Origin of the sequence: Roseimaritima multifibrata, assembly GCF_007741495.1 — a bacterium.
Taxonomy (GTDB): Bacteria; Planctomycetota; Planctomycetia; order Pirellulales; family Pirellulaceae; genus Roseimaritima; species Roseimaritima multifibrata.
In genome coordinates, this window is the sequence record NZ_CP036262.1 from 4,982,952 (window position 1) to 5,002,252 (window position 19,301).

General features: G+C 54.6%; 10 protein-coding genes. 8 read left to right on the plus strand and 2 right to left on the minus strand.

Features of this window, described 5'->3' with window-relative positions:
- Positions 1-109: 109 nt before the first annotated feature.
- From FF011L_RS18005 to FF011L_RS18045, 8 genes are all read left to right on the plus strand, one after another.
- Positions 110-838 (plus strand): N-formylglutamate amidohydrolase, encoded by a 729-nt coding sequence (locus FF011L_RS18005; RefSeq protein ID WP_145352978.1) that lies wholly within the window; start codon positions 110-112, stop codon positions 836-838.
- Between the two features lie 98 nt (positions 839-936).
- Positions 937-3,120, plus strand: coding sequence for a Tex family protein (locus FF011L_RS18010; RefSeq protein ID WP_145352980.1), 2,184 nt, complete (start codon positions 937-939; stop codon positions 3,118-3,120).
- Between the two features lie 281 nt (positions 3,121-3,401).
- On the plus strand, positions 3,402-5,879 hold the full coding sequence (locus FF011L_RS18015) for a glycogen/starch/alpha-glucan phosphorylase (RefSeq protein ID WP_145352982.1): 2,478 nt from the start codon (positions 3,402-3,404) through the stop codon (positions 5,877-5,879).
- A gap of 9 nt (positions 5,880-5,888) precedes the next feature.
- The gene (gene malQ, locus FF011L_RS18020; protein WP_145352983.1) at positions 5,889-7,412 is read left to right on the plus strand and encodes a 4-alpha-glucanotransferase; all 1,524 of its coding nucleotides are present in this window, start codon (positions 5,889-5,891) and stop codon (positions 7,410-7,412) included.
- 19 nt (positions 7,413-7,431) lie between these two features.
- Positions 7,432-9,987 (plus strand): hypothetical protein, encoded by a 2,556-nt coding sequence (locus FF011L_RS18030; RefSeq protein WP_246109490.1) that lies wholly within the window; start codon positions 7,432-7,434, stop codon positions 9,985-9,987.
- A gap of 359 nt (positions 9,988-10,346) precedes the next feature.
- Positions 10,347-11,594: a pyridoxal phosphate-dependent aminotransferase gene (locus FF011L_RS18035; protein WP_218932712.1), complete on the plus strand. Its 1,248-nt coding sequence runs from the start codon at positions 10,347-10,349 to the stop codon at positions 11,592-11,594.
- 712 nt (positions 11,595-12,306) lie between these two features.
- Positions 12,307-13,287, plus strand: a complete 981-nt coding sequence (locus FF011L_RS18040) for a DUF1559 domain-containing protein (RefSeq protein ID WP_145352989.1) — start codon at positions 12,307-12,309, stop codon at positions 13,285-13,287.
- Between the two features lie 73 nt (positions 13,288-13,360).
- Entirely contained in the window at positions 13,361-13,702 is a 342-nt protein-coding gene (locus FF011L_RS18045; protein WP_145352991.1) for a hypothetical protein, read from the plus strand.
- Between the two features lie 446 nt (positions 13,703-14,148).
- On the opposite strand, the gene FF011L_RS18055 is transcribed toward FF011L_RS18045, so the two are convergent.
- Positions 14,149-15,624, minus strand: a complete 1,476-nt coding sequence (locus tag FF011L_RS18055) for a DUF1501 domain-containing protein (protein WP_145352995.1) — start codon at positions 15,622-15,624, stop codon at positions 14,149-14,151.
- A gap of 20 nt (positions 15,625-15,644) precedes the next feature.
- Positions 15,645-18,950 (minus strand): PSD1 and planctomycete cytochrome C domain-containing protein, encoded by a 3,306-nt coding sequence (locus FF011L_RS18060; protein WP_218932713.1) that lies wholly within the window; start codon positions 18,948-18,950, stop codon positions 15,645-15,647.
- Between the last annotated feature and the right edge of the window lie 351 nt (positions 18,951-19,301).

Here is a 19,301-nt window from a genome sequence, read left to right on the forward strand (position 1 = left end):
GGGTACCCCCTGTTTTCCTTATAGATTTGTCTAGCGTCGAGAGCCAAAATCCCGCAAAATGCAGGTTGATTTGATGTAACGATTGATTGCCACGTGTCTGAGCGACCGTATGTCCTTGCTGATTTCCTGCGAAAACGGAGGTACCGAGGTCCCCCGTTTCATCGCCGACGCTTTTTCAAGCGTTAAGGCTAGGCAGGATTTAGCGACATCTCGTGGATTTGACCACGGCGCTCGCACCGCGGCAACGTGGCTTTCGCGACTGACAAATTCACCGCTGGTCGCTTGCCAGTTTACTCGACTTGCGATCGACGTGAATCATTCATTGCACCATCGTCACCTGCTATCGAAGTATACCAAAAAGCAGCCTGCAGAACTGCGGTCCGAGCTGGCCGAAAGGCTCTATAAACCGTACCGCCGCGAAGTTCGCAACAAGGTCGAGCATCTGCTGACGCGGCACGCCTACGTGATCCACGTGGCCGTGCGAACCTTTCCTCCCGTGGGGAGGAAAGGCCCCCGGCGGACGGATATCGGTTTGGCCTACGACTCGCGTCGAGACGAAGAACTAGAACTTTGTCTTGATTGGTACGAAGAAATGTACGATATCCTCCCGTGGGTACGGGTTCGTCGTAACTATCCCTTTCGCGGCCGCCGCGACAGCTTGGTTAAATCCTTGAGGGATCAATTTTCTGAAGATGAATACATCGGCGTTGAAATCCACCTCAATCAGGCCTGGGCAGCACGGCAAACTCAAGTTCGTGACCGCACCCTTTTGGGAATCGCCAAAAGCCTAGCAAACATTCTGGACCTTCCTCTGGCAACCGCCATCGAAGCCGCTTGAGCGTCCAAGGCTGACTTCACCGTTTGACAAACCGCGTGTGCTCGCACGCAGGCTGATCTTTTTCCTCTGAATTTTTAATCCTGCGTTGGTTTTCTTCTATGGCTGCTACTTCCTCTGCTTCGACCGACCTTGGTGCCTTCGCCAAAATCATTGCTGCCGAACTGAACCTACCGGAGCGACAGGTACTGGCAGCCGTCGACCTGCTGGGATCCGGGAATACCATCCCCTTTATCGCCCGATACCGAAAAGAAGTGACGCAGGGGCTGGATGAAATCGCACTGCGAGCTATTGAAGATGCCCTGGAACGACAACAGAATCTTGCCGCCCGGCGATCCACGGTCCTAAAAAGTATCGAACAACAAGGTGCGATGACCGATGACCTGCGGAAACAGATCCATGCCTGCACCGACATTCAACAACTGGAATTGCTTTACCTACCGTACAAGCCAAAACGGCGTACCAGGGCGACGATCGCGCGCGAACGAGGGCTGCAACCGCTAGCCGATCAATTGCTGCAGCTGACCTCATTGAACCAAAGCAAAGAGCAATTCCTTAAGGCGTTTGTCGATTCAGACAAAGAGGTCCCCGATACCGAAACGGCCCTCAAAGGAGCGATGGATATCATCGCCGAACAATGGTCGGAAACACCTGAAACCCGAACCTGGCTAGCCAAGAAAGCTCAATCGGAAGGACGCATTGCCTCGAAGGTCAAACGTGGCAAGAAAGAGGAAGCCGCGAAATTTGAACTGTATATCGACCACAATGAAGCGGCAAAAAAAATCCCCTCACACCGCTTGCTAGCAATGCTGCGTGGAGAATCCGAAGGGGTTTTGAACGTCGGAATTTCAGTCGATGATGCCCCCGTCCTGCGAGAACTAAAATCAAAACTGGTCGCGAATCCCCCCGCAGAGTTCAAACAGGATCTGCTGGAAACGGTCGAAGATTGTTATCAACGATTGTTAATGCCCGCAACCGAATCGGCGATCTTGCAATCGCTGAAAGCGGCCGCCGACGAATCGGCGATCGACGTGTTTGGAAAGAACCTGCATGAATTATTGATGGCCCCACCGGCGGGACCTCGAGTCACGATCGGCATCGATCCTGGTTTCCGAACCGGATGCAAAATTGCAGTGGTCGACGAAACGGGGCAATTCCTCAGCAACACCACGATTTATCCGACACCTCCTAAACAGGACACCGATGGGGCCGGGAAGGTCTTGCTGCGATTCATCGAAAAATTCCACGTCGAACTGATCGCGATCGGCAATGGAACGGCCTCGCGAGAAACCGATGCCTTTGTCGGCCAATTGATCCGCGATCACAATCTGGCGGTCACCAAGGTCATGGTCAGCGAAGCGGGCGCATCGATCTACTCGGCCAGCGAACTTGCCGCCAAAGAATTTCCCGACTTGGACATCACCGTTCGGGGGGCGATCAGTATCGCTAGGCGACTGCAAGACCCGTTGGCTGAATTGGTCAAATCGGATCCCAAATCGATTGGGGTAGGGCAGTACCAACACGATGTGAACCAAAGCCTACTACGAAAATGCCTGGATCGAACCGTCCAGTCATGCGTTAACCGCGTCGGCGTGGACCTGAACATGGCAAGTGCTCCCTTGCTAGCTCAAGTGGCTGGCATCGGCCCTAAAATCGCCGAGAACATTGTTCAGTACCGCAACGAGAACGGACGTTTCCGCAACCGCAAGGAACTGACCAAAGTCCCCAAGCTAGGAAAAAAAGCGTTCGAGCAAGCGGCTGGTTTCTTGCGCATCCGAGGAGGCGACGAACCGCTGGACAATTCTGCCGTCCATCCGGAAAGCTATCCGGTCGTCGCCAAGATGGCTCAGCAACTGCAAACCAAAACGGATGCATTGGTAGGGAATGCCACCCTCAGCAGCAAATTAAAAGCGGCCGATTTCGTCGACAAGAAATTTGGAATGCCGACCATTCAAGACATTCTAAGTGAACTTGGGAAGCCGGGACGCGACCCACGTAGTGAATTCCGCGCCGTCCAGTTTGATGATACCGTCAACACGATGGAGGACCTCAAACCAGGACTGATCCTGGAGGGGGTGATCACCAATGTCACGCACTTCGGAGCCTTCGTGGACATCGGAGTCCACCAAGACGGATTAATCCATATCTCCCAATTAGCCGACACCTATGTCAGCGACCCTGCCGAAATTGTTTCGGTCGGCGACGTCGTCAAAGTCAAAGTTCTGGAAATCGATATTCCTCGAAAACGAATCTCGGTTTCACGTCGACTGCAAGCAAATGCCTAAAAACGCGAGCTAATCTTCCGTTAACGACACCTTTGTGCGGCACAATCGCCCCCAACAAGCCTTGCCCGGTGGATGGTTCAGCATGGTTGTCGACAGCAACCTAGGCTTGTTAGAGAATGCAGTTCCGGTCTCCGGTGGAACTTCCGGAAATGCCTAATCAAAACGATAATCCGTTAAAACCGAAATTGTTTTCCCGATAAAAGAATCCTCTCTTTTGCGGGGACTCGGCTTTTTAAATAGTTCTTTTTCGCTAGCAACGACTCCTCTACTTGATGACGGTCATGAGCAACACACTCGATCAGAAACCGGCAGCCCTCGACAAAAACGACGAACAAATTTTGGGGCCGTTGCCTACCGAAATGCGACGTCACCTTTGCTACACGCTGGGACACCCCAATTCGAACGGGGATCTAAAATATTACTACCAAGCCCTTGCTTTGGCCGTTCGCGATCGCGTTTGCCAGCAGTGGCAGGCGACTCGTCAGCGATTTGCGTCCAGCACTGGCCGCCGGGTTCATTACCTATCGCTTGAATTTTTGCTCGGCCGTTCGCTAAACAACGCGGTGCTGAATCTTGACCTAGCCGAATCGGTCAAAAGCGCCCTTAAGCAGTACGGGTGCGAACTGGAAGAAGTCGCCGAAGCCGAATTGGATGCAGGCCTTGGAAATGGTGGCTTGGGCCGCTTGGCCGCTTGCTTCCTGGACAGCTGTGCCAACCTGGAACTACCCGTTGCAGGTTACGGAATCCGCTACGAATTTGGCATGTTCCACCAGCACATCGAAAACGGCCGTCAGGTGGAAGATCCCGACCACTGGTTGCGTGATGGAAATCCTTGGGAAATCAAACGCCCCGAATCGACCCGAACGATCAAACTGTACGGTCACACCGAACGATATCATGACGCCGAAGGCGTTCCGCACAGCCGCTGGGTTGGAACCCAAGACCTGCTGGCGTTACCGTTTGACATGCCCATCCCAGGCTATAAAAACGAAACGGTTAACACCCTCCGCTTGTGGAAAGCGACCACGACCGACGTCTTCGATTTGGCTGAATTCAACTCGGGCAGCTATCCCGAAGCGGTTGCTGAAAAGAACAACGCCGAACAAATTTCGATGGTCTTGTATCCCAACGATGCCAGCGAAAACGGCAAAGAACTGCGTCTGAAACAACAATACTTCTTGGTTTCAGCCAGCCTTCAAGACGTATTGGCTCAGTGGGTCAACCAATACGGCGACGATTTCACCGATTTCGGCAAGAAGAACTGCTTCCAGTTAAACGACACCCATCCCGCGAGTGCCGTGCCTGAACTGATGCGGTTGCTGATGGACGAACATGGTTTGGCCTGGGACGACGCTTGGAAGATCACGTCCGAGTGCATGGCCTACACCAACCATACGCTCCTACCAGAGGCTCTCGAACGCTGGTCCGTTGGACTGTTCAGCCACCTGCTGCCGCGTCTGCTTGAAATCATCTACGAAATCAACGAACGCTTCCTTGGTGAAGTGGCAAAACTGTATCCGGGCGACCTAGAAATTCGCAAACGCGTTTCTTTGATCGAAGAGGGCGACCATCCTCACATCCGGATGGCTTACCTAAGCATCGTCGGCAGTTTCTCGGTCAACGGGGTTGCCGCCCTGCATACCGAATTGCTGAAGTCGGGATTGTTCTCGGACTTCTATAAAATCTGGCCTAAGAAATTTAACAACAAAACCAATGGCGTCACACAACGTCGTTGGCTGTCGCACTGCAACCCAGGACTTCGTGGTTTGTTGAACGACACCATTGGCGACCAGTGGGAAGCAAACCTAGAAGAGATGGCCAAATTGGCCGATTTTGCCGACGACCCTGCGTTCCACGAGCGTTGGGCAGAGGTAAAGCTTGCCAACAAACGACGACTGGCTGAATACGTCAAAGAAAACACGGGAATCGTGTTCCCTGAAAACGCGATGTTCGATGTTCAAGTAAAGCGAATTCACGAATACAAACGCCAATTGCTAAACGTGATGCATGTGGTCCATCTGTACGACCGTATTCGCCGTGGGGAAACCCAGGGAATGGTCCCTCGATGCGTACTGATTGGCGGCAAGGCAGCCCCTGGTTATCACATCGCAAAACTGATCGTCAAATTGACCAACAACGTTGCCAATGTCATCAACAATGACCCCAAGAACGATCTGTTGAAATTGGTTTTCTTCCCCAACTATCGTGTCTCTGCGATGGAAGTGATCTGCCCGGGGACCGAGTTGTCCGAGCAGATTTCGACCGCTGGGAAGGAAGCGTCTGGTACCGGGAACATGAAATTCATGATGAACGGAGCCCTCACGATCGGGACCCTCGACGGTGCCAATATCGAAATCCGCGAAAAAGCGGGTGAGGAAAATTTCTTCCTCTTCGGGATGGACGCCAACGAAGTCACACAGACCCGTAAAGACTATCGTCCAAACGAGATCATCTCTGCCGATTCGGATATCCGCCGGGTCATGGAATTGATCGAAGGTGGCCACTTCAACGCCAATGAGCCAGGAATTTTTGATCTCTTGACCTCCGGCGTCCGTAACTCCGAAGATCAATGGTTGACGATCGCTGATTTCCGCAGCTACATCGACGCCCAACAGCAAGTCGAAGCCACTTATCAGGATCAGAAAAAATGGAACCGAATGAGCATTCTCAATTCGGCCCATAGTGGCTGGTTCTCCAGCGACCGTACGATCCAACAATACGCGGACGAAATCTGGGGCGTTAAGCCTCTGGAACGGTAGGTTTATCTAATGCGGTTTCCAAGAACGTCCGGCATTCTGCTGCACCTTACAAGTTTGCCGGGCCCTGATGGGATCGGCGACCTAGGACCGCAGGCATATGCGTTTGTTGATTTTCTGCAAAAGGCTGGCCAACAGATCTGGCAGATCCTGCCTCTGGGTCCGCCGGCAGAGGGGAATTCCCCCTACAGCTGTTATTCAGCCTTCGCTGGAAATCCGCTGCTGATCAGTTTGCAAGAACTGGTACGTAAAGGGCTACTGGAAAGCTCGGACCTGGCGGAGGCAAACGGACGTTTGCCCAGCGAGGGATTACCGGACGCGGCGGTCGACTACGCCGCTGTGGCGGATCACAAAATGCCGTTGCTACGCCTAGCGTACGAACGTTTCAATCAGGCCAACAACGACGAAGCCAATCAGGCCTTTGCTCAGTTCTGCGAACAGCAGGCAAGCTGGCTGGAGGATTTTGCCCGCTTTGAATCGTTGTTGCAGCACTTCCAGCAAGCTGACTGGTCGAAATGGCCCGAGGACTTGGTAAAACGTGACCCCGCGGCTTTGGCCAAATGGGACGCTGAACTATCCGATTCCATTCGTTATTCGAAATTCCTACAGTTCGTTTTCGATCGCCAATTTGTGGCGCTCAAGCAATACGCCAACGATCGACATGTCCTGATCTATGGCGACATGCCTATCTTCGTCGCTCACGAAAGTGCGGACGTGTGGGCCAACCAAGAACTGTTTTGCGTCGACGAAAAAGGCCGGCCGACACTGGTCGCCGGAGTCCCACCGGACTACTTCAGCAAGACCGGTCAACTGTGGGGGAACCCACTCTACCGATGGGACGTCCTCGCGGAGACCAACTACGCCTGGTGGACCGCTCGATTTGCGACCGCACTGCGTCAGTTTGACCTGCTGCGTGTCGACCATTTCCGCGGCTTTGAAGCCTACTGGGAAATTCCCGCGTCGGCACGTACCGCCGTCGCAGGATCATGGCGTCCGGGGCCCGGAGCAGCTCCCTTCCAGGCAGCCCGCGAGGCGCTTGGCGAACTGCCAATCATTGCCGAAGACCTCGGAATGATCACCGCCGAAGTCCACGCACTCCGCGAGAGCCTAGGGTTCCCAGGAATGCGAGTCTTCCAATTTGGGTTTGACAATGTCGATGACGATTTCCATCGTCCCGATCAGTTCCCCGAAGAATCGGCCGCCTACACAGGGACTCATGACAATGACACCTTGATGGGATGGTATAAGAACCGTCGCCCGCCGCGCGAAGGAATCGATCCTTTGGCCGAAATCATCAAGGGGGAAGGGGAGGTCCATCGAAAAATGATCGATGCCGTCCTGCAATCGCGATCCGACATCGCCATCATCCCGATGCAAGATTTACTGGGGCTGGGCAATGAAGCGCGCATGAACCTACCGGGTAAAGCCAAAGGGAACTGGACGTGGCGCGTCCAAGCGGCGGCTCTCACGGAACAGCTTTCCAGCTCCTTTCGCGAACAAACAAAAAAAGCCGGCCGGGTCCATTTCGATCTTTAGCGATTCCTGAAATTTTGCTATGACCACCTGTAAGCAGCCCAAGGATGTGGCTGCGGTTGGTTGGTCCCGCAAAGGAATTGCTGCGATGAAACGCTTGGGCGTTCGAATAGCCGGCGGAGTCGGTGTTATCTTTTTAGGTATTCTGGCTGCTGTACAGGCTCAGAAAGACGGCTCTTCGGTAACCTCCGAATTGGAACGCGAGTTCCAGGACGGCACACCGGCGGCTCCCATCACTGCATTCGACAATGCTCCATGGGAAAACGAATCCGCGATCTATCGTGGCAACGACGGGCTTCCTCAACCTGCGACGAACAATGTTCAGTTGGCGGGACACGAGGAATCTGCCCCCCCTCCGGCCGCTCAACCACCCGTCGATCCGGCAATGATGCCCGAAATGAATATGGGCGAAATGGACGGACCGTCGATGGCGATGCCAGGAGCCGGCGTGACGATGCAGCCCATCGATTCCGCAGCGGCCCCTCCAGCGGCCGCCATGAATCTACCTACCGATGACGAAGCACAACCCGCGGCTGCTCCCGTAAACATGCTGCGTTCGGCGCCCGAGGATATGCCCTCGATGAACATGGGTGCGGCATCCCCTGAAGCACTCGCTGCTGAAAACACACAACCACTGGACGTCCCTGCAGACAATCCGCAAGCGAACCTCTCCATGCAAATGGGACCAAGTGACGGAGCGGAGATTTCCATGCCTAGCATGAATCCGCCCGCTGCCGATGCTGCAGCGATGCCGACCATGAATTACGAAGCAGACGCGATGTCGGTTCCCGCGATGACGATGACCGACGCTCCAACCATGACCGACGCCCCTGCGATGACCATGGGTGATTCGCCGTCAATGGCTCCTGCCGCAGACGCAGGCAGCCCATTCACGGCAACAGCCGATGCCAATACATCCGCCCCACAAGATTTGGATGCGACCTCCAACGCCAACCTTGGAACGCCTCCTGCAGTAACACCTCCTGCTTACGGATCCCCGGACACCCAACCAGCCGCGGCTCCGCAGATGGCACCGCTGGCCGTTGCCGCTACGCAAGCCGCACCACTAGCCGCAGCTGCAGCAGCCGTCTCCCAAGCTCAGCCCTATGCTCCTCTTGCCGCCGCGGCCCCGATCGCTGCGGTCGCTTCACGCGACACTCAGGCGGCGTCGGCAATAGGCAACGTGCAAGGAAGCCCTGGCGACCGTCGCTGGGAAGGCGCCCAAGCACCCAGCGTCCTGATCCACAAACGAGCTCCTGAAGAAATTAAGGTTGGCAAACCAGCAACCTTCGTAATCGACGTTCGCAATGTCGGAACCACCGATGCGTTTAACGTCCAGATTCATGACCGGGTTCCCGATGGAATGCGATTGGTCGATGCGATGCCGCAGCCAACAGGCACACCCGATGCATTAACCTGGTCGCTGGGTGGTCTAGAACCAGGTGGCGAACGATCGATCACGATGCAACTGGTCGCCGAATCTGAAGGCGAACTGGGCAGCGTCGCACGCGTCACCTTTGAAGCGGCCGCCTCGGTGCGCACCATGGCCACGCGTCCGGAACTACGCATTCGCCAACGAGCCCCAGAACGCGTCTTGATTGGCCAGCAACTGGAACTTGAAATCGACATCGAGAACATCGGAACGGGAACCGCCAGTGGTGTCATCCTGCAAGAAGATGTTCCTGAAGGGCTAGAACATCCCAAAGGTCGACAGTTGGATAACCTTCTAGGTGATCTGCGTCCCGGTGAAACGCGTACCCAAGTCCTTCGCTTGCGAGCAACCGCCGCCGGGAAAATTGAAAACATTGTCCGCCTGATTAGCGACGATGGACTGGATGTCCAAGATGCCGTCGCCGTCGAAGTCGTGGCCCCACAGGTCGCTGTTGAACTACGTGGACCTTCCAAACGCTATCTTGAACGGCAAGCGACTTACAACGTCGCGGTCGCCAATGTCGGTACTGCCAACGCCACCAACGTCGAAGTGGTTGCCTACCTAGACCGCGGATTCAGTTTTGTCAGCACCGAGAACGAAGGGCAGTACGATCCTTCGCGGCATGCGGTTTACTGGAGCCTTTCCGAACTGCCTGTCGGTGCGAACGGTTCGGTTCCACTGACCTTGCTTCCGATCGAGGAAGGGGAACAAGCGGTCCGTCTAGAACTGACCGGCGACCTAAACGTCCGTGAAAAAACCGAAAAGATGGTCACCATCGACACGTTGGCTGAACTCTCCTTCTCGGTCGCCGACAGCGTCGACCCGGTCGAACTAGGTGCCGAAACGACTTACGAAATCCGCGTCAGCAACAGCGGATCCCGCGGTGACAGCAACGTCCAACTACAAATCAAACTCCCTCCCGATTTGGAATTGATCAGTGCCGACCGAAACGCAGGAACCGACGGCCAAGGGTTGATCGCCTTCGAACCGCTAACTCGATTGAGTTCGCAGCAAGAAGAAATCTACCGCTTGAAAGTTCGTGGAAATCGCGCAGGGATGTACAAGATCCAAGCGATTCTTACTAGCGATCAATCGCATGTCCCTGTCACCAAAGAAGAGAGCACGACGATTTACAGCGACAACTAGGTCGCCAATCGTCTACCTCGCTTTGACAACAAACGTCTTGGGAATCTTGTCGTGCCAGCCACGGCAAGGTGTCCCAAAGAACGAAAAAATTTCAAACGGGATCAAGCGACAGATCGTGCGGCCAGCAACCTGCCCGAACGATGCCTTGCCCCCTTCTTCGTTAACCGGCTTGCACCGTTCCGCGACGCCCATCCCAGCCCCCCAACCAGAGTTACAAACCGAGGGGAGCAAGGGAAGAAGCGGGACTTTCAGTGGCATTCTCGGAATTGGCCCCTTAACTACACTGGTGTTATCCGTTTAATTCATTTCGGGTTTTCCGCGCAGCGACACATCTAGACACCATTCAGCGAAGCAATCCTTTGACCACGAACTCCGATCGACACGCTTTCCGGCCAGTCCCCAAAACGGGCGTCATCTACGTGATGACCGAAGCCAGCAAGCGAGGGTATCTTAAAAATCGCTCGGCCTGGGCAAATTTCGGGCAAGGGGCTCCGGAAATTGACGACATCCCGAATTGCCCCCAGCGTCTTACCAATATTCCCATCGACGTTGATTCGTATGAATACGCCCCGGTCGGCGGGACCATGGAACTGCGCGAAGCGGTGGCCAAACTTTATAACGAGCGTTATCGGCAGGGCAAAAAAAGCCAATACACCGCAGAGAATGTCGCGATTGGCAGCGGTGGACGGCTGGCTCTGACCCGCTTGGTTTCGACTCTTGGTCCCAGCCATATTGGGCACTTCTTGCCCGACTACACCGCCTATGAAGAACTGCTAGGAAGTTTCGGGACTTTTATCCCCATCCCGATCTCACTCGCGCCAAATGAGCATTACGAATTTTCCATAGAGGACCTCCGCAAAGAAATCTTAGGCAAGGGACTTTCCACAATCCTCTTGTCGAACCCTTCGAATCCTACCGGAAAAGTCATCAGCGGCGACCGTCTGAAGGCATGGGTCGACCTTTCCAGAGAACTGGAATGTGCCATGCTATTTGATGAATTCTATAGTCACTACATCTACGATCCGGCAATCACCTCGGTTTCCGCCGCAGAACATATCAAGGATGTCAACAAAGACCCGATCATCGTCTTCGACGGACTAACCAAAAACTGGCGATACCCTGGGTTCCGAATCTCTTGGACGCTAGGTCCGAAAAACGTTATCGAAGGGATCACTTCGGCAGGCAGTTTCCTGGACGGCGGTGCCTCCCATCCGATTCAAAATGCCGCCGTCAACATTGTGACTCGCGAACATGCGGACCAAGAAGCGAGTGCGATTAAAGCACACTTCAAAACCAAAGCCGAATTCCTGCAAACCGAACTGGAAAAACTAGGGATCAAAACCGAATCACCACAGGGTTCCTTTTATTGCTGGGGAGACCTAAGCAACCTTCCCAAGAACCTCCGTTCGGGATCGGAACTGTTTGCGAAAGCGATCGAAAACAATTTGATTTTGGTCCCGGGCATCTACTTCGACATCAACCCAGGGAAACGGCGTCCCAAGAATCTGTCGATCTTTGAAAACTACGCGAGATTCTCATTCGGCCCCAGCCTACCCGAGCTGGAACTAGGGATTTCGATTCTGAAAAAGATCATCCAGGGGACGTGAAATTAATTGGTGACGGTTTCCGAGCGGGAACCACCGTCTGGCGACGGTAGCTACGGCAGTCACGTAGCGACGCTCGCCAGAGCGCGGGCAGACCGGCAATAAGTCACCTTTACATTTCACGTCCCGCGCGAAAGGGGACAAACCTTCTCCGCTTTCTTCCGACGAACCCAACAGACCGTCGCACGGGGAAAAGGGCACCACCAAACGGGGGCCCAACGCGATCACTGCCCACGCAAGAAGCGAGGACGACCGGGATAGATCGTCCCTTGTAAATTTCGCTCTTGCACGCACTGGAAGGCGCCCGCTGGCGGCCGTTGCGGGGACTCGATCCGGGCAGCTTAATTGCCCAGCATCCGAGTGCGCTGACTTACGACGCAAGCACGCCGGCGAACTCCCCAAGGAGGTTCCTGCCCCCCGTAACGCCGTTCGTCGTTTCTTCAATTCACTTAAACGGCATTTTTATGGTGGAATTTTAGGAACTTCCAATGTTCTTTTACGTTTAACTCTCTACAGTCCAATTCGAAACGTAGCGTTAAATCGTTCCTTGCCGTAAAACGTTTTCCCATTTCGATCGGAAGACTTCATTTACAGCCAAATCATTGGAAAACGATTTTCATAACGTCTTTACACGCGGGTTACGCAACGCGACTTGAAAGCTCAAGCCGCGCTATCAAAGATCTTCTTTTCTGTCTTATATTCTAGGAAATCACAAATGGTACGAACGAAGCGATCGGGTTTTACACTGGTTGAACTCTTGGTGGTCATCGCGATCATTGGAGTATTAGTTGGATTGCTTTTACCTGCAGTTCAAGCAGCCCGTGAGGCGGCTCGTCGTATGAGCTGCTCAAACAACCTAAAACAATTTGGGATTGCGCTCCATAACTACCACGACACCTTTAAAGTGCTTCCACCGGGAGCCATTTGGAAACGTGAACCAAGTGGCGCATCGCTGACAACGCTCCCTCCAGAAAATGCACGCGACGCCGGTTGGGGTGCGACTTGGTTGGTCATGATTTTGCCGTTCATGGAACAGCAAAACCTTGCCGATCAATACGATTCTCGGCTGCCAGCTCGCCATCCTAATAACCTCGCCGTGGTCACCACCGAAATGGACATGTTTAAATGCCCATCTTCCGTCCCTGCGGCAAATTTGACTCAGGATTACAACGGTTTCTCCAAAGGCAATTATGCAGGGAACAGCGGTGCAGGGCGGCTCCTACGTCGCTCCGATTCAACCAACGCTAACCTCGCCGGTGTGTTCCATGTTCTTCAAGAGCGTGGAACGGGGTTCCAAGAAATCCTTGATGGAACTTCTAACGTCGCAATGACTAGCGAAATCATGGCATCGAATTCCGGTGGCGATGATCGCGGAGCTTGGGCATGGTCCACGGGACCTCTGTTTTCCGGAGGCACCGGCGCCACTTGTACCGGAACCGGTTTCCATACTCCCAACGCAACCAATCGATTGGACTGTAGTCACTACTCGTCCAACGACCAAACCAACCCCCGAACGGGCTGGCGCAGTAATCCCGACTCCGTCGACGCCAGTGTCGCGGCTCGTAGTTTTCACCCGTCGGGCGTCATGATGGGCTTGGTTGACGGAAGTGTTCGCTTCATGAGCGAAACGATCGATACAACCACCTACATCAACTTGCTTGCACGAGGCGATGGCAACGTCGTGCAACTGGATTAGTTTCCAGTCCACATCACGAACTGTTTTTTCAGTACCAAATTCTTCATCCAACCTATTTCCAAGAGAGCTTCAATTGAATCGACTGTTAACCGTTTTGCTACTTGGTGTTGTCCTATCGGCGGTCCCTGCGTGTGAATCGAAAGGGACCTACGTTGAACCGCCTTCGAATACCGAGATGGTTTCCAATGCCAAACAAATGGTCATTGAATTCGTTGCAACTTCCGAGAAAAACCCTCGGTCCGTTGGAGTGAATGCGGCCGGTTTGGCAGAATCCGTCGAAGCGGTTGATGACCCAGCTCTCGATCCGCTGAAAGAAACCGCAAGGACCTTGGCAACCCAAGCTTCCAGCGGAGCCAGCAAGTCGGAAATAACCGCGACGCTGAAGAAACTGAAAGAACAAGCCAACGCGTTATAAGTCGCGAGTGGTAAACGATCCCAGAGGGCTTCGAACGGCCACCGTTCGAAGCCCTTTTTTTGTCGGTACGTTCTGGGAAACTCTGAATTCCAAGCGTTTATGGAACGGGGGCAGTGGAGACAAGGAGACAAGGAGACAAGGAGACAAGGAGACAAGGAGACAAGGAGACAAGGAGACATGGAGACATGGAGACATGGAGACATGGAGATGCGGGCAACATTGCACGGCGACGACTTGTGGAGCGGCGACGGTGCACGTTGCGGTCGATCGCACATCACCAGCATTCGCGTAGATTAGCGTGATTCGCGGGCAAAAAGCGGTGCACGACATCGCTCGAGAAACAAGCTAGTCCGGCGAAAACATGCACCGGGTTGCCCTCGCCAAAAGGGAACGATGACTTCTCAACAGCCTTCGCCAACGGTGGAAGAAACGCTGGGCCGAACCGGTTATGCGATCACTTCTCGGATCGGATTCCCGTAGTCAATCTCTAAGCGTTTTTGTGCCGGCAAAGACAGCTTACGTGGATCCAGCCCAAGCTGATGCAGAACGGTTGCATGGATGTCGGTCACGTAATGGCGGTCCTCGACGGCGTGGAATCCCAGTTCGTCGGTCGCTCCGTGTGCGATTCCTCCCTTAAGTCCTCCCCCCGCCATCCAAACCGAAAATCCGTAGGGATGGTGGTCTCGGCCGTCAGAATTTTCCGCGCCCGGTGTCCGTCCGAATTCCGTCGCCCAGACGACCAACGTCTCTTCCAAAAGCCCGCGTTGCTTTAAATCTTTTATCAGTCCCGCAATCGGTTGATCCACCCGCGCACAGTTGCGGGAATGATTCTCTTTCAGCTTAGAGTGGGCATCCCAGCCTCCTCCGCCACCGCCACCGTCATAGATTTGGACAAAGCGAACGCCTTGTTCGACCAGTCGCCGTGCGGTCAGCGCTTGCCGCCCCATTGCTTTAGTATTCTTATCGTCCAATCCGTACATCGTCTGAGTCTGCTTCGTTTCATGATTCAAATTGACGATCTGTGGAACCGACATCTGCATCCGAAACGCCAGTTCGTAAGCCTTGATCCTGGCTTGCAGTTCTTGATCGTCCGGGCGCTGCGTGGCGGTCATCTGATGCAGATCGCCAAGCAAATCAAGCTGATCGCGTTGTTCACGAACGCTCGTCTGCTTCCCAGGCGATCCAAACGGTAACGGGTTGTCCGGGTTCAACGCCATTTGGACGCCCGCGTGCTGTGGGCCTAAGTAGCTGCCGTCATGCGCTCCCACACCACCGCAGCAATCCCCCGGCGGCGACCCCATGACCACGAATTGCGGCAGATTCTCATTCAGGCTTCCCAGGCCATAATGCACCCACGATCCGATCGATGGAAAAAAGCCATCAAAGATATGCCGCCCCGTATGGAACTGAAGCTGCGCAGCGTGATCATTGTCGGTCGTCCACATCGAACGGACGACGGCAATGTCATCGATGCAGTCCCCCACATGCGGCCACCAGTCACTGACTTCGATGCCACTTTGACCACGCGGACCGTATCCGACTTGCAACGGGTAAACTTGCGACATCAGTGCCCGCGGCTTTTCCCCAAAATCGCGCACCTTGTCGCGATAGTACGGCGAATCGGTGATCACAGATCCCAGCGGCGATTCATCGAATGTCTTCCCCGCAAATTTGTTTAAGGCAGGCTTAGGATCGAACGATTCGACGTGACTGGTCCCCCCATTCATAAAGAACCAGATTACGCTTTTCGCCTTCGCTGGAAAGTGAGGTTGCCCCGCCGCTGGTTTGGCGTCCTGAGAACCTAGCGCATCGCGATGCGACATCGCACCGAGTGCAAGCCCGGTAAATCCGAGTCCAAAATCGGAAAGAAACCGTCGTCGTTCAACACGTCCGCAGGCGGACCTTGATGTTCCAGAAGGCATCGTTGGCGGTTCCTTATTCACTATCGAATGGTTACGAAATCGTTGTGTAACAGCAACACATGGATCAGGTTTTCCCGAGCCCGTTGAATCGGATCTTCGGACGCAGCCTGGGAAGCGTTGCTTGAACCTGAAAACTTCTCGGCGGTTGCTTGGGTGAGCAAAGCCGCATGCTTTGTCAAGAAATCTTGACAGCGCTGGGCCTCGCTCGGTGTAGCATTTCGCGATAGGATCGTTTCGAAAGCCGCGTTAATAAAGTCCTCTTCGTCACATAGTTTGGCCGTGATGATCCGTGCGGCATCCAGACTCAAACTGCTGTTCATCATTGCCAAGGACTGGTGCGGGACGATACTTTCCTGGCGTCGATAACAGGCATTGGGATCCGCGACGTCAAAGATCTCCAACAACGGCATCTTTTCGTTCGGCGTATTGCGAAAGTACAGGCTACGGCGAAATACGACTTCACCTTGATCTTCGTTGATCACGGGACCATCAAAAGTATTGTCCAAACGAGCAGCCAGACGGAGCGCGCTGTCGCGCACCAATTCGGCCTCCATCCGTCGCGCATTCATCTTCCACAGCAAGCGGTTCTCTGGATCGACGGCGATCGCATGCTCGGTCATCGCCGCAGGTGTTTGACTGGCCATGCGATAGGTTGCCGACAATACGATCTGTCGATGAAGCGGTTTCATCCTCCAGTCGTTACGCATTAACTCGCTGGCCAGCCAATCAAGCAGTTCCGGGTGCGAAGGTTTGCGTCCATTCAGGCCGAAGTTTTCGGTGGTCGCGACCAATGGCTGACCGAAGTGCCGTCCCCACAGATGATTCGCTGCAACCCGTGCAGTGCGTGGATTATCGCGATCGGTGATCCACTCAGCCAGTGATCGCCGGCGGCCAGTACTCGTTCGCGGATACTGCTCGCCCAGCGGTTCATATTGGTCACGCGTTGGGTCTTTCGCCATCTCTGAGGCTTCGGCCAACCGAGCCTCCGCCTTGGCAAGCTGCTCCGCCGAAGCGGTCCCTGTCGCGATCTCCAACCGGGCTTCGACAGCCACCACATTTGCCGATGCCGCAGAGGCTTCCCGCGCTAATTGCTGCGTAACCGCATCGACCTCCGATTCCGCGATGGCTGCTCCATCAGGAAACTGTCTGAAATATTTCGCGACCTCCGCATCAATGCGTTTTACCATCGAGTGGTGCTGGGCCACGGCGACATGGTGCTTCAGTTCAGCCAGCGACACAGCATCATGGGCATCACGTAAACGCTGCCGCTTGGTCTCTTCGGATTCGGTAATGCGATGAATTTTAAGTCCCAAAAACTCGACGGTTCCTTGATGTGCCCACAGCGCAAATCTGCCGCTGCGACGGGCCAGTGGCATTGAGTACTCAAGCTTGCGTTCGCCGTTCAGATCAATCGTCAGCATCGATCCAGCAGCCTGCACGTCCAATACAATTTCTTGCCCAACTTCCAGCGGTGTGGCGACGATTCCCGCTTTTGGATAGCTCTGCTTTCCGCCGCTGCGGTGGAAAGCCTGAACAGTCGATCCGGTATCAGTGACGCTGGTATAGACATCCTGTGAATTCCCGGCGTCTTGATAGTCAAAACTGAATCCGACCGAGCGAAGGCTCCCCGGAGCAAGCGTTCGATACCGCAACCGCAAAGCGAAATCTGTCGGCAGGACTTCATCGCCGACGATCGTCGCAAAGTGGGTCGGGCTGTTTTGCAGCAGCTTGCCCTCTTCGAAGGTCCACGTGCCCGACTGGCTCTTCCATAACTTGGAATTCTGTGTTGAAAAATCTTCGTCAATGATGGCCTCGCCTGCCTCCGGAAGTGCGGCGGCTTGGCTATTCGCGTTTCCGGACTCGGCCGCTTGCTGGACCTCTGCTTCAGAATGCTCCAGCGCCGACAAATCGGATCGGGATTGGGCAAGCTGTTGTGCTGCGGTGGTCACGGCGGCAGCGGTCTTTTCAAGCAATGTCTTTCGCACATCCGGACGCAGCATGGGGTACCAAACCGTCACAGGCAAATCAGCGGCTTCAACGTCCAACGATCCCCCCAATGCCGCTGGGACGCCAGCTTGCAGCGGGTCGGATTTGTCCGGGTAGCGACTGTCGCCACGTTCGAACCGATAGGTCGGGGGAGCGTTCGGTTTGTCGTAAACCAAAGGAATCCCATCGCTCAGCACCATCCCCAGGTCGCCGTCTTTTTCGAGCGATGTCCCTGCGGAAACAGGATCGACGCGAACGTCGTGCGGTTCGAAGAAAGCACGGAATTCGTAGTACTCTTTATGCGTGATAGGATCAAACTTGTGGTCGTGGCAACGGCAGCATCGAAACGTCAAACCAAGAAAGGCTTCTCCCGTCCGTTCAACGGTATCGAACAACCAGACATCGCGGTCAAACTTGTACCAATTGCGTCCCAAATAACCGGTCGCGGCTAGCTCGTCAGGACGCTGCGGTTCAAGTTCATCGGCGGCCAACATCTGACGGACCATCTGGTCGTAACCCGCATCGTCGTTAAGCGAATGGACGATCCAATCTCGCCATCGCCAAAGATGACGCTGGCCGTAACGAATTTCATTGCTCCCCCGGCTACCATACCAATCGCTATACCGCCAAATGTCCATCCAGTGGCGTCCCCAACGTTGACCATACTCCGGCCGCGAGAGCAAGTCGTCGACAACCGTTTCATAGGCAGCAGGATGTTGATCCTGCAGAAAGTTGTGCAGTTCAGCACGGGACGGAGGTAATCCAATTAGATCCAAATAGACGCGGCGCAACCAAGTCATCCGATCGGCTGGCTCCGCATGCGGCAATCCGGAGGATTCACGACCAGCCTGAACAAAGTAGTCGATCGGACTAAGACACCCATGCGTGTCGGCAACCGTCGGCAAATCCGGACGCTCAATCGGTTGGTAAGACCACCAGGTTTTTGGATCTTCCGCAGGCTTTTCGTCCGGCGGTGCGGTGGCTCCACTGGCAATCCATTCGCGAACCTTGTCGATCTGCTCGGGCGTTAACGGTGCCCCTTCATTCTCCGGTGGCATCTGGTAGCCCGCGTCACCGGTCAGCACATCCAGCAGCAGACTCTCGTCGGGCTTGCCTGGCACGACCGCCGCACCCGAGTCGCCTCCCTGCAGCATGAATTTTGCGGTATCAATCCGCAAGCTGGACTGCGCCTTCAAAGGGCCATGGCATGCAAAACACTTCTCCTCCAACAGCGGCTTGATGTCGGCGACATAGTCAACCGCGTGCGTCAGGGCCGCCGTGCACCAGCTGAACAACACCCACACGCAAATCCAAAAGCAGTCAAGCCGAAGACAGAACATTAAGAGAACCATTGAGAATCGGGACGTTTGAATGGATCTCCATTCAAAATGGAGAGCAGTGCCCCCCTATCGATACGCCTTCGCTGGTTCAGCTGTTGGCGGACAAACGGAATAACGCATTGAATGGTACGACGACGCGGGAACGGCTCCTCGAACCTCTACCTTGCCTGGGTGTTTGATGCGATGGTCGGCTCCGTCACCGATGACAGATACGGGTTTGCGGTCGATATTTTTTGCCGAAACCATCTTCACTCGAGGAACGGTCAGTAATCATCCGGTGCCGACGAGAGATTCTCAATCGACGAACGCCAAGGATCACCGCGCCGCTGAGTTGTAGGGTTCTTTAGGTAG

Coding starts and splice junctions, on each gene's coding strand:
- FF011L_RS18005 (WP_145352978.1), top strand. CDS start 110: ATGTCCTTGCTGATTTCCTGCGAAAACGGAGGTACCGAGGTCCCCCGT.
- FF011L_RS18010 (WP_145352980.1), top strand. CDS start 937: ATGGCTGCTACTTCCTCTGCTTCGACCGACCTTGGTGCCTTCGCCAAA.
- FF011L_RS18015 (WP_145352982.1), top strand. CDS start 3,402: ATGAGCAACACACTCGATCAGAAACCGGCAGCCCTCGACAAAAACGAC.
- malQ (WP_145352983.1), top strand. CDS start 5,889: ATGCGGTTTCCAAGAACGTCCGGCATTCTGCTGCACCTTACAAGTTTG.
- FF011L_RS18030 (WP_246109490.1), top strand. CDS start 7,432: ATGACCACCTGTAAGCAGCCCAAGGATGTGGCTGCGGTTGGTTGGTCC.
- FF011L_RS18040 (WP_145352989.1), top strand. CDS start 12,307: ATGGTACGAACGAAGCGATCGGGTTTTACACTGGTTGAACTCTTGGTG.
- FF011L_RS18055 (WP_145352995.1), bottom strand. CDS start 15,624: ATGCCTTCTGGAACATCAAGGTCCGCCTGCGGACGTGTTGAACGACGA.
- FF011L_RS18060 (WP_218932713.1), bottom strand. CDS start 18,950: ATGTTCTGTCTTCGGCTTGACTGCTTTTGGATTTGCGTGTGGGTGTTG.